At 49.7% G+C, this 21,354-nt stretch carries 19 protein-coding genes and 1 tRNA gene; 10 read left to right on the top strand and 10 right to left on the bottom strand.

The features are described 5' to 3' along the window. The first annotated feature begins 6 nt into the window (after positions 1-6). From ACO7SM_RS03420 to hemW, 4 genes are read left to right on the top strand one after another with little or no spacing between them, the layout of a single operon-like run. The gene (locus ACO7SM_RS03420; RefSeq protein WP_490469694.1) at positions 7-573 is read left to right on the top strand and encodes a YggT family protein; all 567 of its coding nucleotides are present in this window, start codon (positions 7-9) and stop codon (positions 571-573) included. After that, a complete protein-coding gene (yggU, locus tag ACO7SM_RS03415; RefSeq protein WP_490469693.1) occupies positions 570-860 on the top strand; it encodes a DUF167 family protein YggU in 291 nt (96 codons plus the stop codon). Before ACO7SM_RS03420 ends, yggU begins: the two co-directional genes overlap by 4 nt. 8 nt (positions 861-868) lie before the next feature. Then, a complete protein-coding gene (locus tag ACO7SM_RS03410; RefSeq protein ID WP_490469692.1) occupies positions 869-1,462 on the top strand; it encodes an XTP/dITP diphosphatase in 594 nt (197 codons plus the stop codon). Beyond that, a complete protein-coding gene (gene hemW / locus ACO7SM_RS03405; protein WP_490469691.1) occupies positions 1,455-2,591 on the top strand; it encodes a radical SAM family heme chaperone HemW in 1,137 nt (378 codons plus the stop codon). Before ACO7SM_RS03410 ends, hemW begins: the two co-directional genes overlap by 8 nt. A gap of 100 nt (positions 2,592-2,691) precedes the next feature. On the opposite strand, the gene ansB is transcribed toward hemW, so the two are convergent. The 4 genes from ansB to trmB all read right to left on the bottom strand — a co-directional run bounded on the left by ansB (position 2,692) and on the right by trmB (position 5,745). After that, positions 2,692-3,738: an L-asparaginase 2 gene (gene ansB / locus ACO7SM_RS03400; RefSeq protein WP_490469690.1), complete on the bottom strand. Its 1,047-nt coding sequence runs from the start codon at positions 3,736-3,738 to the stop codon at positions 2,692-2,694. A gap of 189 nt (positions 3,739-3,927) precedes the next feature. Next, complete coding sequence (locus ACO7SM_RS03395) at positions 3,928-4,647, bottom strand: YggN family protein (RefSeq protein ID WP_490469689.1); 720 nt, start codon at positions 4,645-4,647, stop codon at positions 3,928-3,930. A gap of 52 nt (positions 4,648-4,699) precedes the next feature. Further along, positions 4,700-5,026 (bottom strand): YggL family protein, encoded by a 327-nt coding sequence (locus ACO7SM_RS03390; protein ID WP_206162993.1) that lies wholly within the window; start codon positions 5,024-5,026, stop codon positions 4,700-4,702. Next, positions 5,026-5,745: a tRNA (guanosine(46)-N7)-methyltransferase TrmB gene (trmB, locus tag ACO7SM_RS03385; protein WP_490469688.1), complete on the bottom strand. Its 720-nt coding sequence runs from the start codon at positions 5,743-5,745 to the stop codon at positions 5,026-5,028. Before trmB ends, ACO7SM_RS03390 begins: the two co-directional genes overlap by 1 nt. A 161-nt stretch (positions 5,746-5,906) precedes the next feature. Here trmB and mutY point away from each other — a divergent pair, with 161 nt between their 5' ends. The 4 genes from mutY to ACO7SM_RS03365 all read left to right on the top strand — a co-directional run bounded on the left by mutY (position 5,907) and on the right by ACO7SM_RS03365 (position 9,874). Beyond that, positions 5,907-6,959, top strand: a complete 1,053-nt coding sequence (mutY, locus tag ACO7SM_RS03380; RefSeq protein WP_490469687.1) for an A/G-specific adenine glycosylase — start codon at positions 5,907-5,909, stop codon at positions 6,957-6,959. Between the two features lie 27 nt (positions 6,960-6,986). Next, complete coding sequence (locus tag ACO7SM_RS03375; RefSeq protein ID WP_192613456.1) at positions 6,987-7,262, top strand: oxidative damage protection protein; 276 nt, start codon at positions 6,987-6,989, stop codon at positions 7,260-7,262. 53 nt (positions 7,263-7,315) lie between these two features. Next, positions 7,316-8,401, top strand: a complete 1,086-nt coding sequence (mltC, locus tag ACO7SM_RS03370) for a membrane-bound lytic murein transglycosylase MltC (RefSeq protein ID WP_490469686.1) — start codon at positions 7,316-7,318, stop codon at positions 8,399-8,401. Positions 8,402-8,617: 216 nt separating this feature from the next. Continuing rightward, positions 8,618-9,874, top strand: coding sequence for a nucleoside permease (locus ACO7SM_RS03365; protein ID WP_490469685.1), 1,257 nt, complete (start codon positions 8,618-8,620; stop codon positions 9,872-9,874). A gap of 52 nt (positions 9,875-9,926) precedes the next feature. On the opposite strand, the gene ACO7SM_RS03360 is transcribed toward ACO7SM_RS03365, so the two are convergent. Beyond that, positions 9,927-12,062 carry an ornithine decarboxylase gene (locus ACO7SM_RS03360; RefSeq protein WP_490469684.1) on the bottom strand — a complete coding sequence of 712 codons (2,136 nt, stop codon included), beginning with the start codon at positions 12,060-12,062 and terminating at the stop codon, positions 9,927-9,929. A 427-nt stretch (positions 12,063-12,489) separates the two neighbouring features. Here ACO7SM_RS03360 and ACO7SM_RS03355 point away from each other — a divergent pair, with 427 nt between their 5' ends. Together ACO7SM_RS03355 and ACO7SM_RS03350 are read left to right on the top strand one after the other, a co-directional pair. Beyond that, positions 12,490-13,197: a DUF554 domain-containing protein gene (locus ACO7SM_RS03355; RefSeq protein ID WP_490469683.1), complete on the top strand. Its 708-nt coding sequence runs from the start codon at positions 12,490-12,492 to the stop codon at positions 13,195-13,197. A gap of 105 nt (positions 13,198-13,302) precedes the next feature. Next, positions 13,303-13,378, top strand: a tRNA-Phe gene (locus ACO7SM_RS03350). Positions 13,379-14,328: 950 nt separating this feature from the next. Here ACO7SM_RS03350 and ACO7SM_RS03345 read toward each other — a convergent pair. The 5 genes from ACO7SM_RS03345 to ACO7SM_RS03325 all read right to left on the bottom strand — a co-directional run bounded on the left by ACO7SM_RS03345 (position 14,329) and on the right by ACO7SM_RS03325 (position 20,827). Continuing rightward, positions 14,329-15,288, bottom strand: a complete 960-nt coding sequence (locus ACO7SM_RS03345) for an endonuclease/exonuclease/phosphatase family protein (protein WP_490469682.1) — start codon at positions 15,286-15,288, stop codon at positions 14,329-14,331. Between the two features lie 13 nt (positions 15,289-15,301). After that, positions 15,302-16,546, bottom strand: coding sequence for an NAD(P)-dependent oxidoreductase (locus tag ACO7SM_RS03340; protein ID WP_490469681.1), 1,245 nt, complete (start codon positions 16,544-16,546; stop codon positions 15,302-15,304). A gap of 2,316 nt (positions 16,547-18,862) precedes the next feature. Then, positions 18,863-19,297, bottom strand: a complete 435-nt coding sequence (locus tag ACO7SM_RS03335) for a nuclear transport factor 2 family protein (protein ID WP_490469680.1) — start codon at positions 19,295-19,297, stop codon at positions 18,863-18,865. Positions 19,298-19,722: 425 nt separating this feature from the next. Continuing rightward, positions 19,723-20,133, bottom strand: coding sequence for a hypothetical protein (locus ACO7SM_RS03330; protein ID WP_490469679.1), 411 nt, complete (start codon positions 20,131-20,133; stop codon positions 19,723-19,725). A gap of 193 nt (positions 20,134-20,326) precedes the next feature. After that, positions 20,327-20,827, bottom strand: coding sequence for a hypothetical protein (locus tag ACO7SM_RS03325; protein WP_490469678.1), 501 nt, complete (start codon positions 20,825-20,827; stop codon positions 20,327-20,329). Between the last annotated feature and the right edge of the window lie 527 nt (positions 20,828-21,354).

Below are 21,354 nucleotides of genomic sequence, written 5' to 3'. Positions count from 1 at the left end.
AACGCCATGAACACGTTGACCTTCCTGCTCTCGACCGTTATTGAGCTGTATACCATGGTGCTGTTGCTGCGCGTGTGGATGCAGTGGGCTCGCTGTGATTTTTATAACCCGTTTTCGCAGTTTGTGGTGAAAGTCACTCAACCGATTATCGGGCCGCTGCGCCGTGTCATTCCGCCGATGGGGCCGATTGACAGCGCATCAGTCGTGGTGGCATTTATTCTCAGCTTTATCAAAGCGATAGTGCTGTTTAAAGTGGTCACTTTCCAGCCAATCATCTGGATTGCTGCCGTACTTATCGTACTGAAAACCATTGGTTTGCTGATTTTCTGGGTTCTGTTGCTGATGGCGATCATGAGTTGGGTTAGCCAGGGCCGCAGCCCGGTGGAATACGTACTCATCCAGCTTGCCGATCCGCTGCTGCGCCCGATTCGCCGATTACTGCCTTCTATGGGTGGCATCGATTTCTCTCCGATGATCCTCGTACTGTTGCTGTATGTCATCAACATGGGCATCGCAGAGGTTTTACAGGCGACAGGCAACATGCTGCTGCCGGGGCTGTGGATGGCGCTATGAGTGCCGTTACATCCTGCGATGACGGTCTGGTTTTACGGCTCTATATTCAGCCGAAAGCCAGCCGTGACAGCATTGTGGGTTTACATGGCGACGAAGTAAAAGTCGCCATTACCGCACCACCGGTTGATGGCCAGGCGAACAGCCATTTGGTGAAGTTTCTCAGCAAACAGTTCCGCGTGGCCAAAAGCCAGGTCGTTATTGAAAAGGGCGAACTTGGCCGCCACAAACAGGTTAAAATCATTCATCCGCAACAGATCCCGCCAGAAATTGCGGCGTTAACTGATTAGGTATCCCTATGCAAAAAGTAGTCCTCGCTACCGGCAATGCCGGTAAAGTGCGTGAGCTGGCTTCGCTTCTGAGCGATTTCGGGCTTGATGTCGTGGCGCAGACGGCGCTGGGCGTCGACTCCGCCGAAGAGACCGGCCTGACCTTTATTGAGAATGCAATTCTGAAGGCTCGCCATGCCGCGCAGGTGACGGGGCTGCCCGCCATTGCCGACGACTCCGGTCTGGCCGTTGACGTGCTGGGCGGCGCGCCGGGTATCTATTCCGCACGTTATTCCGGTGAAGATGCGACCGACCAGCAGAATCTGGAAAAACTGCTGGATGCCCTACAGGACGTACCGGACGATAAACGTCAGGCGCGCTTTCACTGCGTGCTGGTCTATCTGCGCCACGCGGAAGATCCTACACCGCTCGTGTGTCACGGAAGCTGGCAGGGCGTGATTACCCGTGAGGCAGCCGGCAACGGCGGCTTTGGCTACGATCCCATTTTCTTTGTGCCGTCTGAAGGTAAAACCGCCGCAGAGCTGAGCCGTGAAGAAAAAAGCGCGATTTCGCATCGTGGACAAGCATTGAAGCTGCTGCTGGACGCCTTACGACATGGTTAAGCTGCCGCCGCTGAGTCTCTATATTCACATCCCGTGGTGCGTGCAGAAATGCCCGTACTGCGATTTCAACTCGCATGCGCTAAAAGGCGAAGTGCCGCACGACGATTATGTGCAGCACCTGCTGCGCGATTTGGATACCGAAGTGGCTTACGCGCAGGGACGTGAAGTAAAGACCCTTTTTATCGGTGGCGGTACACCGAGCCTGCTTTCCGGCCCGGCGATGCAAACGTTGCTGGATGGCGTGCGGGCGCGCCTGAACCTAGCGGCAGATGCAGAGATAACGATGGAAGCGAACCCAGGTACGGTCGAAGCGGATCGCTTTATTGACTATCAGCGCGCCGGGGTGAACCGTATCTCCATTGGCGTGCAGAGTTTTAGTGAACCCAAGTTACAGCGTCTGGGGCGTATTCACGGCCCGGAAGAAGCTAAACGCGCGGCGAATCTGGCAAGCGGGCTGGGGCTGCGTAGCTTCAATCTCGATCTGATGCATGGCCTGCCGGATCAAACGCTGGAAGAGGCGCTGGACGATTTACAGCAAGCCATTGCGCTTAATCCGCCGCATCTTTCCTGGTATCAGCTCACCATCGAACCCAATACGCTGTTCGGCTCGCGCCCACCGGTATTACCCGATGACGACGCCCTGTGGGATATCTTTGAGCAGGGACATCGGTTATTAACCGCAGCAGGTTATCAGCAGTATGAAACCTCCGCGTATGCGAAACCCGGATATCAGTGTCAGCACAACCTGAACTACTGGCGCTTTGGTGATTACTTAGGTATTGGTTGTGGCGCTCATGGCAAAATAACGTTCCCGGATGGGCGTATTCTCCGTACCACCAAAACACGTCATCCACGTGGCTATATGCAGGGGCGTTATCTTGAAAGCCAGCGCGATGTCGAAGAGGCTGATAAGCCGTTTGAGTTCTTTATGAACCGCTTTCGCCTGCTGGAACCCGCGCCACGCGCTGAATTTACGCAGTACACCGGGTTAACTGAAGACGCTATTCGTACGCAGATTGATGAAGCTATTGCCCAGGGTTATCTGACCGAGTGCGAGGAGTACTGGCAAATTACCCGGCACGGTAAGCTGTTCTTAAACTCCCTTCTTGAGCTGTTTCTTGCCGAATAGTGTGGGATAACGCGTAGACCAGATAAGTACAGCGCCATCAGGCTATTTGCCGGATGGCGGCTACGCCTGTGAAAGACTAAGGCGTAGCCGACACTCTGGATTAATACTGATTAAACATGGTCTGGATCTGTTTTGGATCTTTGGTTTGCGTGAGTGCCAGTTGCAGCAGCACACGGGCTTTCTGCGGGTTCAGCGAACCTGAAGCGACAAAACCGTACTTCGCATCATCGATTTCAGCATCCTGAGTCGTGGCGCCGGTCGGTACGCGGGAAGAGCGAACAACGGCAGTCCCTTTTTGCGCAGCTGTCGCCAGGGTATCAAAGACCGTTTTGTACAGGTTACCGTTACCGACACCCGCACTTACAATCCCGTCATAACCTGCATCGACCAGCGCTTTTGCCGGCAGATCGGACGCATTCGCATAGTTATAGATAATCCCCACCTTCGGCAGTTCGTTCAGCTTAGAGACATCGAACGGCGTGGCGGAAGTGTGTTTACGCGCCGGAGTGCGCTGATAGTCGATTTTGCCGTTGTGGATGTAACCCAGCGGTCCGTAGTTAACGGACTTGAAGGTAGCAACATCGGTGGTATTGGTTTTCGTGACGTCACGACCATCCAGAACGGTGTCATTCATCACCACCAGCACGCCACGGTTGGCAGAGGCTTTGTCAGCCGCAGTCACCACCGCGTTATAAAGGTTGAACGGGCCGTCTGCGCTCATCCCGGTAGAAGGACGCATTGCCCCTACCAGCACGACCGGTTTGTCGCATTTCACGGTCAGGTCGAGGAAGTAGGCAGTCTCTTCCATGGTATCGGTGCCGTGAGTGATGACGAAACCGTCGGTTTTATCGCACTCGGTATTGATCTTCTTCGCCAGCGTTAACCAGACTTCATCGTTCATATCCTGAGAACCGATATTCACGACCTGTTCGCCTTTCACCACAGCAATATCCTTGAGCTGAGGTACTGCATTCACCAGGTTTTCAACGCCCACTTTACCGGCTGTGTAGTTCGATTTTGTTGCTGAGTCACCGCCGCCGGCAATCGTCCCACCGGTGGCAAGAATAGTGACATTAGGTAAAGCGAGTGCGGCACCGCTGAACCCCATAACCAGTGCGGCAAGTGCCGTTTTCTTGAAAAACTCCATGTTATTTCTCCAGTTACGTAAATAGTTGACGCATTATCGCAAGACAGGAGATGAATAATGTGACGCCTTCCAATTAAACAGATAAATATGTCATCCAATGTATTGATTCTAGAGATGGATATCAAAATGGGGGAAAAAAACAAAAAAAACGGCACAAAACCGTGCCGTAGCTTCAAAAAACAGAAAGGATTATTTCAGGCTACTGACCAACGCTTTGCGATTATCTTCCAGCGTCACCACGCGGCTACAGACATCTTTGCCAAACTGCTGGAAGTCTTTTTCCTGATTCTTCCATTCGTTTTGAATCGATGTTTGCAAGCCGCCAAGGCTTCCCAGTACGCCTTGCAGCGGATTACCGCCGCCTTTGAGCACCGCTTTGGCGCCCATCTCATTAATGCTGTCCTGCAGAATGCCGCCCATCGCCTGATTCACCAGTTGCTGGCCATCCGCACGCACCTGATCAATCGCCTTGTAGTGGAATGTCAGGCCGTCGGTGCGATGTTCGATAATACGGTTCATCTGCTCTTTCAGTTGCGCATCAAGTTTGGTCAGACGACCGCGCATACTGCTGCTTTCACCCACTTCTTTGGCGATGATTTTGTCCAGCGCCGCACGGCTTTTCTCGACCCGGGTTCTGGCGCCTTCGTCGATCCACGGTAACGCGGTGCGTAATTCAGACTGGTAATCTTTCGCCTGTTCACGCTGTGCAGCGCTCAGGGTGTACGACTTATCGTTGAATGTCAGGTTACCGTCCGGCGTAATGACCAGGTTGCCATTTTCGCCTTTCACCTGCACCGTTTGCGGGCTCAAAATAACATCGTCACGCGGCGTGACGCTGCATTTGTAATCTGCGTGTGCGGCCATCGCCGTGAACGTTAGGACTGCCGCCAGCAGCGTTTTGCGCATCATAACTTTCCCTCAAGACAAATCGGGCCAGCAAATGCTGGCCCCGTATGTTTTGTTAGTCCCACCAAACATCGAAAAGTTCGCTGGTGCGCACTTCTTCAAGTTTGCGCTCTTCCAGCCACTTACGGACTATTGCCTGATGTTCTTCCGTGCATTTACCGATTTCCTGCATGCAGATCAGACCTTCCCAGGCCAGATAACCGCTGCCGTCAAAGGCCAGTTTGTTCGGTTCAATGACGTCATTAATAAAATCATCAACGATTTTATCAACCTGCTCTTCAGATGTACCTTCCGGAAAACGCCATGCAACCGAAAATCCTAATTCCTGGAATTCGTCGATATGCATTTTTTTACGCAGACGACGGCTACGGTTCTTTGCCATTATTTCACCCTCTCGAACATTAAGTCCCATACGCCGTGGCCAAGACGATGACCACGCTGTTCAAATTTGGTTACCGGGCGCGATTGCGGGCGCGGTACATAATCGTTGGTTTCAGACTGGTTTTTATACCCGTCGATGGAGGTCATCACCTCAAGCATGTGTTCTGCATAGGCTTCCCAGTCGGTCGCCATGTGGAAAACACCACCCAGCTTCAGCTTGCTCTTCACAAGCTCAGCAAACGGTACCTGAACGATACGGCGTTTATTATGACGCGCTTTATGCCACGGGTCAGGAAAAAAGAGCTGAACCATGGATAAAGAATTGTCAGGAATCATTTTATGCAGCACCTCGACCGCGTCGTGGCACATCACTCGCAGGTTCTCAACCCCTTCCTCATGGGCTGAGGCCAGGCATGCGCCCACCCCCGGTGAATGCACTTCAATGCCGAGGAAATTCTGTTCCGGACGTTCTTTTGCCATCGCCACCAGCGATGCGCCCATCCCAAAACCGATCTCCAGCGTGATCGGCGCTTCACGGCCAAACAGCGCGGCAAAATCCACAGGATCTTCGCTGAATTCAACGCCCATCACCGGCCAGTAGTTTTCCAGCGCGTGCTCCTGCCCTTTCGTCAGTCGCCCCTGGCGACGAACAAAACTACGAATACGGCGCAACGGGCGGCCGTTTTCATCAAATTCCGGTGAAATGACGTCGTTCTTCATAAAAGTTAAGTCTGCTTGTGATTGAGTTGCGAAAACGGGCATTATCCAAAGTTAGTTGGCGGATGCAAGTAAAGGAAGAAAGTCAGCACCGGAAAGTTCCGGTTTACACCCTGTTGCCTCTGTGCTGCAATCTGCCCCCCAGCAAATATTAAGCGGTGACCATGCAAGCGTCTCAATTTTCAGCTCAGGTGTTGGGCTGGTACGACAAATACGGGCGGAAAACGCTGCCCTGGCAAATTGACAAGACGCCTTACAAAGTATGGCTCTCAGAAGTGATGTTGCAACAAACTCAGGTTGCCACGGTTATTCCCTATTTTGAACGCTTTATGTCGCGCTTTCCCACGGTGACGGATTTAGCCAATGCGCCGCTGGACGAAGTGCTTCATTTATGGACCGGTTTAGGTTACTACGCGCGAGCGCGAAATCTGCACAAAGCGGCCCAACAGGTTGTCACGCTACATGGCGGTCAGTTTCCGGAAACCTTCGATGAAGTGGCGGCATTGCCTGGCATCGGGCGTTCTACCGCGGGTGCCGTACTTTCTCTCTCTCTGGGTAAACATTTCCCGATTCTCGACGGCAACGTCAAACGCGTGCTGGCGCGCTGCTACGCCGTGAGCGGCTGGCCGGGCAAAAAAGAGGTCGAGAAAAAACTGTGGGAGATCAGTGAACAAGTCACGCCCGCCAACGGTGTTGCGCGTTTTAACCAGGCGATGATGGATTTAGGCGCGATGGTGTGTACGCGGTCGAAGCCAAAGTGTTCCCTTTGCCCGTTACAAAACGGCTGCATTGCGACCGCCAGTGACAACTGGTCGCTCTACCCCGGTAAAAAACCGAAACAGACGCTACCGGAACGGACAGGCTATTTTTTGCTGATGCAGCATGAAGACACCGTGCTGCTAACACAGCGGCCGCCCAGTGGATTGTGGGGAGGCTTGTACTGTTTTCCTCAGTTTGAAGATGAGGATGGCCTGCGTAAGTGGCTGGCGCAGCGGAATATTAAAGCTGATAATCTCAGCCAACTGAATGCGTTTCGCCATACCTTCAGCCATTTCCATCTGGATATTGTGCCTATGTGGCTTCCCGTGTCTTCCTTCACCTCATGCATGGATGAAGGCAACGCGCTCTGGTATAACTTAGCGCAACCGCCGTCAGTCGGACTGGCGGCTCCCGTGGAGCGTTTGTTACAGCAGTTACGCACCGGCGCTTTGGTCTAAGCCGTCGGGCGATAAAGAGGATAATTTATGAGCAGAACGATTTTTTGTACTTTCCTGCAACGTGATGCTGAAGGTCAGGATTTTCAGTTGTACCCAGGCGAACTGGGAAAACGCATCTATAACGAAATCTCCAAAGAAGCCTGGGCGCAGTGGCAGCATAAACAAACGATGCTGATCAATGAAAAGAAACTCAACATGATGAATATTGAGCATCGTAAATTGCTGGAACAGGAGATGATTAACTTCCTGTTTGAAGGCAAAGATGTACACATTGAAGGCTATACGCCGGAAGACAAAAAATAAGGGCTTAACCGCCCTTTTTTACATCACATAACAACACAACACGCACTCCCGGAATGATGAAAAAATTTTTCGCGCTTGCACTTGTTGCGCCGTTGCTCATCTCCTGTTCCAGTTCGACCGACAAAGGCGATTCGTACAATGAAGCCTGGGTCAAGGATACCAACGGTTTTGATATTTTGATGGGGCAATTTGCCCATAACATTGAAAATCTGTGGGGGTTCAAGGAAGTTCTGATCGCCGGTCCAAAAGACTATGTGAAGTACACCGATCAGTTTCAGACCCGCAGCCATATCAACTTTGATGCCGGTACCATCACCGTTGAAACGATTGCCGGAACGGATCCCGCCGGGCATCTGCGTCGGGCGATTATCAAGACGCTGTTAATGGGCGATGATCCGACGACCGTCGATCTCTATTCTGACGTTGATGATATTCAGATCTCCAAAGAGCCATTCCTGTACGGTCAGGTGGTGGATCACACAGGCCAACCCATTCGCTGGGAGGGTCGGGCGACAAACTTCGCCGATTATCTGCTGCAAACCCGGCTTAAAAGCCGCAGCAACGGTCTGCGCATCATTTACAGCATCACCATCAACCTTGTCCCAAACCACCTGGATAAACGCGCGCATAAATACCTCGGAATGGTGCGTCAGGCATCACGGAAATATGACGTCGAAGAATCACTCATTCTGGCGATTATGCAGACGGAATCTTCATTTAACCCGTACGCGGTCAGCCATGCCGACGCGCTGGGTCTGATGCAGGTAGTTCAGCATAGCGCCGGAAAAGACGTTTTCCGTTCACAAGGACGTTCGGGTACCCCAAGCCGCAGCTTCCTGTTCGATCCTGCCAGTAACATTGATACCGGCACCGCCTATCTGGCGATGCTCAACAATGTGTATTTAGGGGGAATCGATAACCCGACCTCACGACGCTACGCGGTGATCACCGCCTACAACGGCGGCGCGGGCAGCGTGTTGCGCGTATTCTCCAATGATAAGACTCAGGCTGCTGCTATCATTAACAGCATGTCGCCGGGAGATGTTTACCAGACGCTGACCACCCGACACCCTTCTGCAGAATCGCGTCGTTATTTGTATAAGGTCAATTCGGCGCAAAAATCATATCGCCGTAAATAGCCTCTCTGCGTCCCCTCCCGTCCTCTGTAAACCTCGAGGGCGGGAGATAAAAGTGTTAACTCCATCACTCTTTCGCCCTGCAATTGGAAAATGTTTGCAAATATTTGTCACAGGTAACAAAAAACGAAGGTCTGTCGTTGATAGAATCACATCATATTGCAACGGCAAATGTGCCTTTTAAAACATTCATCCGCATTACGGTGTGAGGAAATTAACATGAATCTTAAGCTGCAGCTGAAAGTCCTCTCCTTTCTGCAGTTCTGCCTGTGGGGAAGCTGGCTCACGACCCTCGGCTCGTATATGTTTGTCACCCTTAAGTTTGACGGTGCCTCCATCGGTGCTGTTTATAGCTCCCTGGGGATCGCCGCCGTCCTGATGCCTACGCTGTTGGGGATTGTGGCGGACAAATGGTTAAGTGCGAAATGGGTGTATGGCATTTGCCACCTGGTCGGTGCCGCAACGCTGTTTATGGCGGCGGAGGTGACCACGCCGGGCGCGATGTTCTTCGTGATCCTCCTTAACTCGTTGGCCTATATGCCGACGTTGGGCCTGATCAACACCATCTCCTACTACCGTTTGCAATCTGCGGGGATGGACATTGTGACCGACTTCCCGCCAATTCGTATCTGGGGCACCATCGGCTTTATCTTTGCCATGTGGGGTGTGAGCTTCTCCGGCTTCGAACTGAGCCATATGCAGTTGTACATCGGTGCAGTCCTTTCTCTTGTTCTGACGCTGTTCACCCTGACGCTGCCGCATATTCCGGTAGCCAACCAGCAGAAAAACCAGAGCTGGACTTCAATGTTGGGTCTGGATGCCTTCGCGCTGTTTAAGAATAAGCGCATGGCGATCTTCTTCATCTTCTCAATGATGCTGGGCGCTGAACTGCAAATCACCAACATGTTCGGGAACACCTTCCTGCACAGCTTCGACAACAACCCGCTGTTCTCCGGGAGCTTTATTGTTGAGCACGCCTCGGTGATGATGTCGATTTCACAGATCTCCGAAACCCTGTTTATCCTGACGATCCCGTTCTTCCTGAGCCGCTACGGCATTAAGAACGTCATGCTTATCAGTATTGTGGCGTGGATGCTGCGCTTCGGTCTGTTCGCCTATGGCGACCCGACGCCGTTCGGTACCGTGCTGCTGGTTCTGTCGATGATTGTTTACGGTTGCGCTTTCGACTTCTTCAACATCTCCGGTTCGGTGTTTGTTGAAAAAGAAGTTCGCCCTGAAATCCGCGCCAGCGCACAGGGGATGTTCCTGATGATGACCAACGGCTTCGGTTGCATCCTGGGAGGGGTGGTCAGCGGGAAAGTGGTTGAGCATTACACACTGAACGGTATTACCGACTGGCAAAGCGTATGGCTGATTTTCGCCGGCTACTCTCTGGTTCTGGCCTTCGCGTTTGTCGCCCTGTTTAAATACAAACACGTTCGCACGCCTGCTGGCTCTCAGCCCGTGACACATTAATTCTTCTCTGACAAAAACGGGTCGCCTTTGGGTGACCCGTTTTTTTTCGCGCTTACTTCAGCACATAGCCATACAAACGCTTAATGCCGTCTGCGTCTGTTTCGCTGTACACGCCCTGTAGCTCCGGCGAGAAACCTGGCAACAGGTTCACCCCCTCTTCCAGCGCGAGGAAGTAGCGCTGGACTGCCCCGCCCCACACTTCACCAGGAACCACGCACAGGACGCCAGGAGGGTAAGGCAACGCCCCTTCCGCCGCGATACGACCTTCTGCATCGCAAATACGTACCAGCTCGACATCCCCGCGGATGAACGCGCTGTTAGCATCCTGAGGATTCATTGCCACTTTTGGCAAACTCTCCTGACGGAACATCGCTTTTTGCAGATCTTTAACATCGAAGCTGACGTACAGATCGTGCATTTCCTGGCACAGTTCGCGCAGGGTATAGTCGCGATAGCGCACCGGGTATTTATTGAAGATGGTCGGCAACACCTCTGAAAGCGGCGTATCGTCTTCAATATGCTGCTCAAACTGCGCCAGCATCGCCACCAGTTGCGCCATTTTTCCAGCGCTTTCAGCGGGCGTCAGGAGGAACAAAATCGAGTTGAGATCGCATTTCTCCGGCACGATGCCGTTTTCGCGCAGATAGTGCGCCAGAATGGTGGCTGGGATCCCAAAATCGGTATAGCGCCCGGTCTGGGCATCAATGCCAGGCGTGGTCAGCAGTAGCTTGCAGGGATCGACAAAATACTGATCGTCGGCATATCCCGCAAAACCGTGCCATTTCGCACCAGGTTCAAAACTGAAGAAGCGGCGTTCACTGGCAATCACTGCCGTGGGATGTTCCTGCCACGGTTTGCCGTCGACGACGGGAGGAATAAAAGGCAGAAGCATCTTACAACTGGCGAGAATGGCTTTACGCGCTTCAATACCCAGCGTGACGCATTCCGCCCACAAACGGCGGCCGCTCTCCCCTTCATGAATTTTGGCATTAACATCCAGCGCCGCAAACAGCGGATAGAACGGACTGGTCGAGGCATGGAGCATAAAGGCATTATTCAGCCGCTTATGCGGGCAGAAACGCGCCTGACCGCGAATATGGTTATCTTTCTTGTGGATCTGCGAGGTTTGCGAGAAGCCGGCCTGCTGTTTATGAACAGACTGGGTAACGAAAATGCCCGGATCTTTTTCATTCAGATCCAGCAACAGCGGCGAGCCATCCGCCATCATTGGGATAAATTGCTCATAGCCCACCCAGGCCGAATCAAACAGGATGTAGTCACAAAGATGACCTATCTTGTCGATCACCTGACGCGCGTTGTAGATAGTGCCGTCATAGGTGCCAAGCTGAATAATGGCCAGACGAAAGGGCCGCGCTTTATCAGCATTTTCCGGCGCGACATTGCGAATTTGCTCGCGCAGATACGCCTCGTCAAAACAATGCTCATCAATGCCGCCGATAAAACCAAACGGGTTACGTGCCGCCTCAAGGTAAACCGGCGTAGCACCCGCCTGAATCAGCGCACCATGGTGATTCGACTTGTGGTTGTTACGATCGAACAGCACCAGATCACCACGCGTCAACAGCGCATTGGTGACCACTTTATTCGCCGCTGACGTCCCGTTGAGCACAAAATAGGTTTTATCCGCATGGAAGACTTTGGCGGCAAATTTCTGCGCATGTTTCGCCGACCCTTCGTGGATCAGCAGATCGCCCAACTTCACATCGGCGTTGCACATGTCTGCGCGGAACAGATTTTCACCGAAAAAGTCGTAAAAATGGCGACCCGCAGGATGTTTTTTAAAAAACTCGCCGTGCTGATGCCCTGGGCACGCAAAAGTACTGTTGCCCATCTCAACGTACTGCGTCAGCGTGTCATAAAATGGCGGCAGCAGATCCTCTTCATAGCGGCAGGCAGCAGACTCCAGCTCCAGCCAGTCCTGCGCGCTGCCCGCAATGACCGCCTCGACGCCCGCAGGCGCATCTGTCGTCTCTTCTGAAAACATAAATACCGGCAAATGAAAGCCGGTACGTTTGAGCAGGGAAAGAATGCCGCTACGGCTGTCCGCAACGGTAATGACGACTGCCGCGACGTCGGTAAAATCGGTACTGTCCAGCGCCACCACATGACGGTGGGTAGACAAGCAGGATACCAGCTCACCGCTGGCGGCAATATTCATTGATTTCATAAGCACAAAAACCCGTTTCGGGAGTGTAAAAGCCCCGGACAAAGCACAATGGCCCTGCCGAACGATTTGTCGGGTCAAACTGGTCACCAGCTCCGACCGCCAGACATCAGTAAAAGCAGACATTATCTGATTTTACTGTTGTCCTGCAGTGAGCGTACGCTTCCCTCACCGCATGGCGAGCGAATGTCGGGAGGTCACAGGAAAGGGCAAGCTTCGCGCGAGATGGCGATGTTGAAGGTGATGTGAGGGGAATACAATCATCCCAGGCAACCCCATTCAGACAGGAGAAAATTCGCGCAATCATGGCACCTTTCCCCAGGGGCTGCAAGATAAAATCCGTATGCATTCACTTTGCTAAGAAACCGCCATTAAACGCGATAATCAGAGCATAATAATGCAATCTGACAGTATAGTTATGGGAGCTAATATGGTAATTGGTCCTTTTATTAACGCCAGCGCTGTGTTGATAGGCGGTGTGATCGGTTCACTTCTCAGCCAGCGTTTACCGGAACGTCTTCGCGTCTCAATGACCTCGATATTCGGTCTGGCCTCACTCGGTATCGGTATTTTACTGGTCATCAAATGCGCCAACCTGCCCGTGATGGTTTTGGCGACCCTGATTGGTGCGCTGATTGGTGAGATCTGTTTTCTGGAAAAAGGCATCAACTCAGCGGTCGCAAAGGCGCAGCAACTGTTTAAGAAGCCGGGGAAAACGCCCGTCCACGACACCTTTATCCAGAATTATGTGGCTATCATTGTGCTCTTTTGCGCAAGTGGCACCGGTATATTCGGCTCGATGCATGAGGGCATGACGGGCGATCCGAGCATTTTAATCGCCAAGTCTTTTCTCGATTTCTTTACTGCGATGATTTTTGCCTGTTCGTTGGGGATCGCGGTTTCCGCCATCTCTGCGCCAATGCTCGTAATCCAGTTAATTCTGGCCGCCAGCGCTGCGTTGCTCCTGCCGCTCACCACCCCCGCCATGATGGCGGATTTTAGCGCCGTGGGCGGACTGCTCCTGCTGGCGACCGGTTTACGTATCTGCGGAATTAAGATGTTTGCCGTGGTAAACATGCTGCCTGCCCTGCTGCTGGCAATGCCGATCTCTGCCGCCTGGACAGCGTTTTTTTCCTGAAGATGTGTGCAATAACAGCAAAGTGGTGATAGATTGTGCAGTCTGCGTTAATTTGAAGAAATTTCGTTGACGAAACGAGGCGGATCGGTTTTAATGCGCCCCGTTGCCCGGATAGCTCAGTCGGTAGAGCAGGGGATTGAAAATCCCCGTGTCCTTGGTTCGATTCCGAGTCCGGGCACCACTATTTAAAGAAACCAGCCTACGGGCTGGTTTTTTGCTTTCTGGGGTTCCGGTAGATTTCTGGTCGTGTCGACCACAAGAGACACTGCTTTACACCTTGGGCCCCACCTGAGCATTGTCCTTTATATATGCCCTTCCAGTCACTGTGCCAACGTCTGCTGGTCTTCACTCTGCCAATAAATACTATTTCCACTAGGTATACCTATTGGTGAATTGATCATTGAAATGCAGAATCCGGTCTTTGTCCGGTCAGGAGAAGACAAGCAGCATCGCTTCACTTCGGAGCTCTGCAAAACACTACCGCGCCGGTAGGCTTGCTCAACCCCTCCCAATCCCGGAAAGTATTCCCGGCCTTGCTCACGGTTCTCAATAAAACCGGTTATCAGCCCTCAGGGAAACCAACTTACTCCCCACCACTGTTAAGCCTCCAGTAATTGATGTGAGAATCGCCCCATTCTTTAAATCACTCTTCAAAGTAAACCCTTTGCCCAAAAATAAACCTGAACTTTTTTCCGTTCTGATCAGTGTAGATTGTGGGCGGCAGCTCACAGTTCTCCTCTGGCATTTGCGAGGGGTCAGTCCAGATCAATAGGTGACTGGTTAGAGTTTGTGTAGTTTACTGCGTATTAGTGTGATGACCAGGGGACACTGACGGTATCCGTGTGGGCTCTGATTTTCTCCAACATGGCAGATATCCACTGGGTATCTTTTTTCATGTAACGCTCACACCAAAAGGTAAGCATTTTTTCGTCAGCCCGGAGATTGAATTTTTCTCCCTTCTTACAGCGCCATTGTTCATTCAGCCGTAAATCAAATTCCAGCGCCGTCTCTTCATCATCGGGAAATCCCCAATCTCATGGTAAACATCACTGTAAAATGCAGCCACCTGAGAGATGTGCGCCATCACACTGGTAACCGCCATGTTAGATGTGGTTTGAGTGCGACTGATATTCACCGTTTAAGCGTGACACTGACAGGATAGTGGTCACTAAATCCTGCAGTATCTCTCTCTTTTGGCTTAATACCGAATCGCCTTGGCCCATTACTTTGTGGGTGTGTCATTAAGGCAACGGCCTCAATCTGAGCATTTCCATGTTGCCGCCAACCGCCTTCTCCGCTAACAATCCCGCGGCTTATCATAATTTGGTCGAGCATGTTCCATTGCTGATTGTAAATGTGGGATCCTTTACTTGAGGCAAGGATTGGCCACATAAGATTCAGTAGGTATGGGTTTTTTCCATCGATAACTCGACTGCTATCGTTAATGGAGAGTGCGTATTCGGTGATCGAACGGTTAAATGGCTCATCATTAAAATCCCCCAGTGCAATGATAGGAATATCTTCGCCAAATTCTTGCTGAATCCGCTCAACCCAATAAGACAATGTTTCACCAGCCGTCATCCGGTATGGCTCAGTTTCATACTGCCCAGCAGTTCTTGATGGCCAGTGGTTTCCGATGAGTACTACTGTTTGTCCATCAATATTAAAATTCACCTGAAACAGCTCGCGAGTCGCATATCGCTTGACGACCCAATGTTGGTACATTTTGTCTGTGGATGTGCTCGCAATAGTGGGGTCGTAGAGAAAAGCAACATCAATTCCCCTGTTATCACTGGTATCTGCGTGTGCGATCTGATATTGACGTCCACCGTCAGTGACGATTTTCCCAGCGAGTTTCATCAGAACAGTTTGATTCTCGACTTCACATACACCTAGAATATCTGGCCCCTCCCCATTATTCATGGCTCTGATCACCTTTGAAAGCTGGCTCAGCTTTGCTTCTAGTAGGTCATCATTCCAACCCTCGATATCTTTACCGATAAGTTTGCGAACTTTCTCTGGTCGATCCGCAGACTCCACATCAAATAGATTTTCGACGTTCCAAAACGCGATGAACAGTTCATTTGGCATACGGCCTCCTGTGCTAATAACGAGGAATGCCCAACTTCAAGCTTTCTGGGTAGTCCCACACTTTATCATCTAACGACAATGGGAAATCTTCCGAGTGTGCTCTAAGCCAAGCTTTTGAAACTTCATCTTGTATCGCAGGCGGGGATTTTGTAAGTCCAATAGGTGCGCGTTTTGCTGCAACCTCGCGCATGCATACAAATAGTTCGCAATAAATCATGTCGAGAATTGTTCCAAGTATGCTGCTGTCTCTGAAGTTGATCGGAGTTCCTCCCAAAAGAACATAAAACAGCTTGCCGTTTGGCTGCTTAAATCTCCACACAAGGTCGGAGAATTTTTCAACCTCACATTCCCTTTCAAAATCTACGATAGCGAATTCGACAACTTTTGAGCTTGCACTCGCCAGAACCGCACCGTCCTTAATGAATGGCATATCTACGAGACGAATAGAAGTTTGCCCCGTGCATCCAACTACCAGATCAGATTTTGGCAATAAATCATGCAATGGCACCGGAAAGAAGCCTTCCACTTTTGCGCTCATATCTTTGGCAGGATTAATATCATAAATGGATACAACTGCTTCGCGTCCTTTTAGCGCAACTGCTGCAGATCGTCCGATTTTTCCAAAGCCAATGACCGCGCATCGTAGCCCCTGACAAATTGCCGCAAATTCCTCTCGGAGCACACGCTCAATGCTGAAAAGCACTGCATCTCCAATAATTGAGTCCTCAACTGCTTTCAAGGGGCTCAGGGCCATAGACATTACTGGTATGGGATGTGGCCCAGTCCTTTCATACAACCAGTGGCCATTATTCGTGTCCTCAACAACCCCCAAAAAATGCTGAAATGCAGATAGTTTCACAGAAGCATGAGCGAGATACCCCCCTACTTCTTGAGCCAATAACGGCTCTTGTGACTCGGTTAGAGCTGCAATTGCTTGCCTTTCAGCTTCTACAAAGGTATCGGGGATGGTGGCAGGTACTACGATATTGAATCCTTTTTCTTTAAGAGTCTGCACTGCGACTGACGATGCCGAATACGGAATTGCCACGATTCGAGCAACAGGGAATATCATATTAACAGCTTCAATATATGCAACTGCAGTGTCGAGCACATGCGTGATTAAAATTGAGCGCGGCCTTTGCCCTAGTGGAACCGTCGATAGCAAATGCGTCAAAGCGGGTAATTCAGCACCAAATTTTGGAACAGCATATGGCTCGACTGCGGCCTTCTCAGCAAATTGTAATTTTGAGAATTGCATAGAACCTCCAAGCATCTAACGTTTGAAGTAACGGGCCGACTTAGCAGGTCCCGGTTGACTGAAGTGTTAGAGGGCTAACGATTCGTGAGCATAGACAGTTTATGGTGGTTCGTAAGTTTGGATATTTTCTGGGACGAGGAAAGCATTGCCACCGGAATCAATCTTCACGTATTCAAGGTAGACGAACTTCCAAGAAAAGAGCAAATTGCTGGACTTTGCTCCGTTCCGGGTATTCATTACGGATAAGGAAACGCTTGGTTAGCGGTGCGGCGAGTGGCAGTGCTTCAGGAGTAACGAGTGGTAGTGGCTCAGGTAGCGGTTCAGGAGTTACGAGCGGCAGTAGTGGTTCAGGTAGCGGTGTAGAATCGGGGAGCTGTTCAGGTGGCAAGCCCAATCCCAACGATTATCCAGCTCCTGACGATCCTTCAGGCATGAGTTCCTACTACCCAACGCCCGATGACTGGTAGCCCAACCCCGACGATCCGAACGGCGGTGGTGGCCCAGCATCTGCAGGAGTTCGTAAAGTTGCTGGCATGGCGTTAGTTGGCCAAGGCATGTTGGGTTTTATCGTCGAAACAAGAATTGGGTCAGTGAGAATGCCTGGTGCATTTTCGGTAATAGACCAAGAAGGCGCAAGCCGAAACTACTTGGCGGCTTCGTTACTAGCCAGTGCACCTTAATCGTTTTGAAACCGACTGTTTGCAGGCAAGAAATTTGCTGTTGAGCCGTGGCTAGTGGTGTAGATTGTTTTCATCGGCTAGCGTTGGCCAAACCATGTGAGAATGGAGATCAGTACAAAGCAACTACTTAGCCAGTAACTGGGAGAGTAGATGGTCAAGTGCGATGCACTTACGTTGGTAGAGTCCACATACTGCGTGACTTCTAAACATCTGATGTGCATCAGAGGTCTTGTGGCGTGCCAAGGGACACTCCACAGCGTGTAAACTGAGAGTCAGGCACACCAAGCACGAGTTTTGAAAATCCCCGTGTCCTTGGTTCGATTCCGAGTCCGGGCACCACTATTTAGAAGAACCCGCCTATGGCGGGTTTTTTGCTTTTTCGGTTCCGGTAGATTTCTGGTCAACCTGACCACAGGTGAGACTGTAAGTGATCTCCTCCCTGAAAAAAGTGACAGTCTAAACTGAAGTATCCGGTCTTTCTTCCATCTCAGTTCGGGCTGGAGAGATTTTGGGGCAGGTAACAGTCAGAGTGCGCATAAGGCTATCGGATGGGTTTTACCGTCTGATGCTATCAAACTTTTAGCCGAAACAGATGCTGAACGTCGAATTGAGCTATTTAAATCGATTAGCGATGTTGTCGAATAGTGCCGCAAACAGCCAGGCGGTATTAGCTAAGACCTGACAGTTACCGGCTTTTTAACCGGTTCCGCCCGTTCACAAAACGGGCATTTTACGTCAGCTTTAGCCATTCAAGACACTCTGTCAAAAGAGCAATCTTGCAACATAATCAACACGTTGAATGCTTGAACAATAATGTTCAGTCGTAAAAATGAAAAAGCCCCTGCGATAAAACGCCGGGGCTTTTAAGATACTTTCAAATTAATATTTAACATTAATCAACTTAATTATTTAATACTACTTCTAAAGATGTACATGTTTTTACAGGATAAATCAGCACTTCACTTCAGATACGACTATCCTCCTGAAATCCTATTAGATAAATTTCTATCCTGTTTATTTCATTGAGAATTATCTTTACGACTTTTCTCAACAAGTACATCACCCGCGCGATATATACTCTTTGATGCGTTGCCTTACTCTCTTCGCCGTCCTTTCAATGTCGTATCTGCGACCTACCGAACCGCGGAATAACTATCAACAACAAGGCCTTACATCATCGCGCCATCGTCCACATTATGCGATTGTAGAGATTTACTACGTGGCCTTAAAACCTCTTCACACGGGCATAAACTTCCTGCTCAATGCTGAAGAACCCAAACAAAAAACACTTCGTGGCCTTTATCGCATCTCACTTACCTTGCAGGGTAAGTCATACCGGTAAATAACACTTTAACTTAATTCCATACCGGGTATAAGGTCAATCTACTCGTTATTAATCGTCTGTCAACACTGTATTTTAATACAGCACTTATGAGGTAATTCGTACCTGCATCACACGTAATAATCACGACTCACTGATCTCTGGTTTGATGCATCCACAGCAAGCTGATCGCTGGGGGGTACGCATGGGAGTCGCGGCAGAAACGCCTGTCTGGTTTTATGGAGCCCTGAGATGACAGGGCCTATAGTGCTAAATCAGGTACATCCGTCATTTGATGTACCTGATTCCTGAATATTACTGCGGTAACTTATACGCCTGACGCGCTAACAACTTCCATTCTCCAGCGCTGTCTTTTTTCATGACCAGCATCACGCCGATTTTAACTTCACCCGCCGGTTTACCGCTGTCATGGGTTTTTGCCTCCAGAATATGGCGGACAATGGCAACATCCCCGTCAACCTGAACAGTCTGGTCGTTAAGGTTCAGCGTCTCAAATTTTGATTTCCCGGTCACAATCGCATCAACAAACTCGGCGTTATTTTCAATTCTTCCGCTTGAGTGACCATAGCTCAGAGAAGGCAGGCCAACCTTTTCAAGACTGGCCTTTTCAGCGCTAAGCATGGCAAGACGCATATTTTCCACCGCATCAGTCACCGCTTTAACATCAGTACTTTGTGCAAAGCAGGAGGTGCTCAACAGCAATAATGCCGTACAAAATAATTTTTTCACGTTTGTCTCCAGTTATACGTATTGCGGTCAGAGTTGACCATCTGTCGGGATCCACGCCCCAGATCCCGAAAGTCGTGGCAACAACAGAATCCCAGAGGCGGAGTGTTACTGCCTGACACCGCGTAAATAAAACATATAACCGAATAAAATAAAACAGCGTTCTATAAACATGCATCACATATTTATAAAACTCTGGGATCCACAGATGAGAAGCACTCAGCCAGGCAGTCTGTGGTTACGCTGATGGGTTTTGATCTGGCAGTTTCCCCCTCCAGAGCGACTCAACCTTTACATTGCTCCTTGTCCCCTGGCGATTGTATGTCTGTGTTATCGGATTTGGCTGCAAACCCGAGTGTTGAAAATGCGACCATGCAGACTAAAACGAATAGCCAGCGCAACGCGCGAGATTCGCTCACTTCCTGAAGTCAACATCCATCCACGGTGAATGACAGAGCGATAAATTGGCCGTCGATGCCTAATGGTGAAATCAACATTGGCTGGACTGAATGATATGTTCCTGTTTTCGATTTATCTGAGAAACAGATTGTGTAATCAACAACGCCGTCTCTGTTCTTGTCTTTTTTCTCTATAACGCTAAATGTATAGATCCAGTCTTTATTTTCTATCGATAATCCATTACTAAAATACTCAGGAGCAGGAAGCCCTGCCTGACTTAAATAGACCATGTTTTTCGTTCTCTTTGGCATCAAAGAACTTCGAAAAGTTGAGATATTTAATTTATCGTATATGGCTTGCAATTCCGATAGTGCGAATAATTGATCTTTAGCCATGGCAGGAAATGAAAGTAGCAAAATAACGATAGTTATAATTTTCATAGTAAACCTTTTAGACATTTCTCTTCTCTACGCTGTCCTGAGCGTAAGTGAAAAAGAAAAATGAGGCAAGCAAGATCAACCAACACATACCCTGCCAATATGCGAAACGTCGATTGTTATGATGTGCAGTGCAATGACGTCTGAAGAAGGAAAGCGTTACCGCTTCCCTTCTGAATAATTCAAAAAGTTATGATCAGCGCTGCACAATACTGACACTATTTTGTGAACCGCTTTGGCTAACATATGCTGAAGCCGCAGTATTTTGAGTAATATTCACAGAACTCCCTGTCGCGCCAAGTTGCTGAACGTGAACCGTTCTTGCATCACGAGAATCCGTACCTAAATCCATAGTCCCCTGGTTAATGGTAATATCGCTGTTAGAGGTCGCGATATCCTGTTGCACATCAGCCATATCATAGCCACCATTTTGAGAGATCGACAGGCTATTATTATTACCATTTTGCTTTATATCTGCCGTATTCCCTGCATTCGCCTGAGTAATCGAGACTCGATTATTTACGCCGCCCTGCTCGACAGTCGCCATATGACGAGAAGCGCTTTGCATATGAGTAGCGGCACCGCTCTGATAAATTTTAGTCGTTTTAATCACTGCCGGAGTCACTGTAAAATCTGCTGCCAATACACTGCCAGAAATAACAAATAAAAAAGCCGCAACCAGTTTAATGAAATGCATTGCTAATACCTGTCTGTTGACTGTTAATAAATAGAGAGTGATGTTATTTTGTATGTAACATTGTTTATATCTGATGAACAATATCACTTAACAAAATTAAATGTATTTGACTACTCCAGAATTAAAACCAAACCCAGTACTGCCAGGTGTTATTTTATTTAGTTGGAATATTTTGATATGGGGCATAACAGTATGAGAACGTCTTGTTAACTCATGTCGCTGTATATCGAATTCTGCGACTGTGCATCTTTGCCAGTCACTTTTCATGGTGGGAATAATATCACACTTTTAATTTTCTGCTCAGAAATAACACAACACGTAATGCGAAAACACGCTAAAAGTAGTATTGCCTTAAATAAAAAAACAGAAAATTTGAAACAAATTGCGCCCCATTGCTCTGAAGTCAGTGACCCCATGAAAGTCGGCGTATAATTTCAGTTAAATATATCGCCGCTCAACACTAAATTCAGATATTTCAAGGGGAATACCGCGCCAGGGCAGGAGTTGTCGCATCAGCATGTCTGCCT

The organism is Citrobacter sp. LJND-P06 (assembly GCF_058188415.1).
The sequence above is the reverse complement of the archived record's forward strand: the minus strand, read 5'-3'. Positions and strand labels throughout refer to the sequence as shown.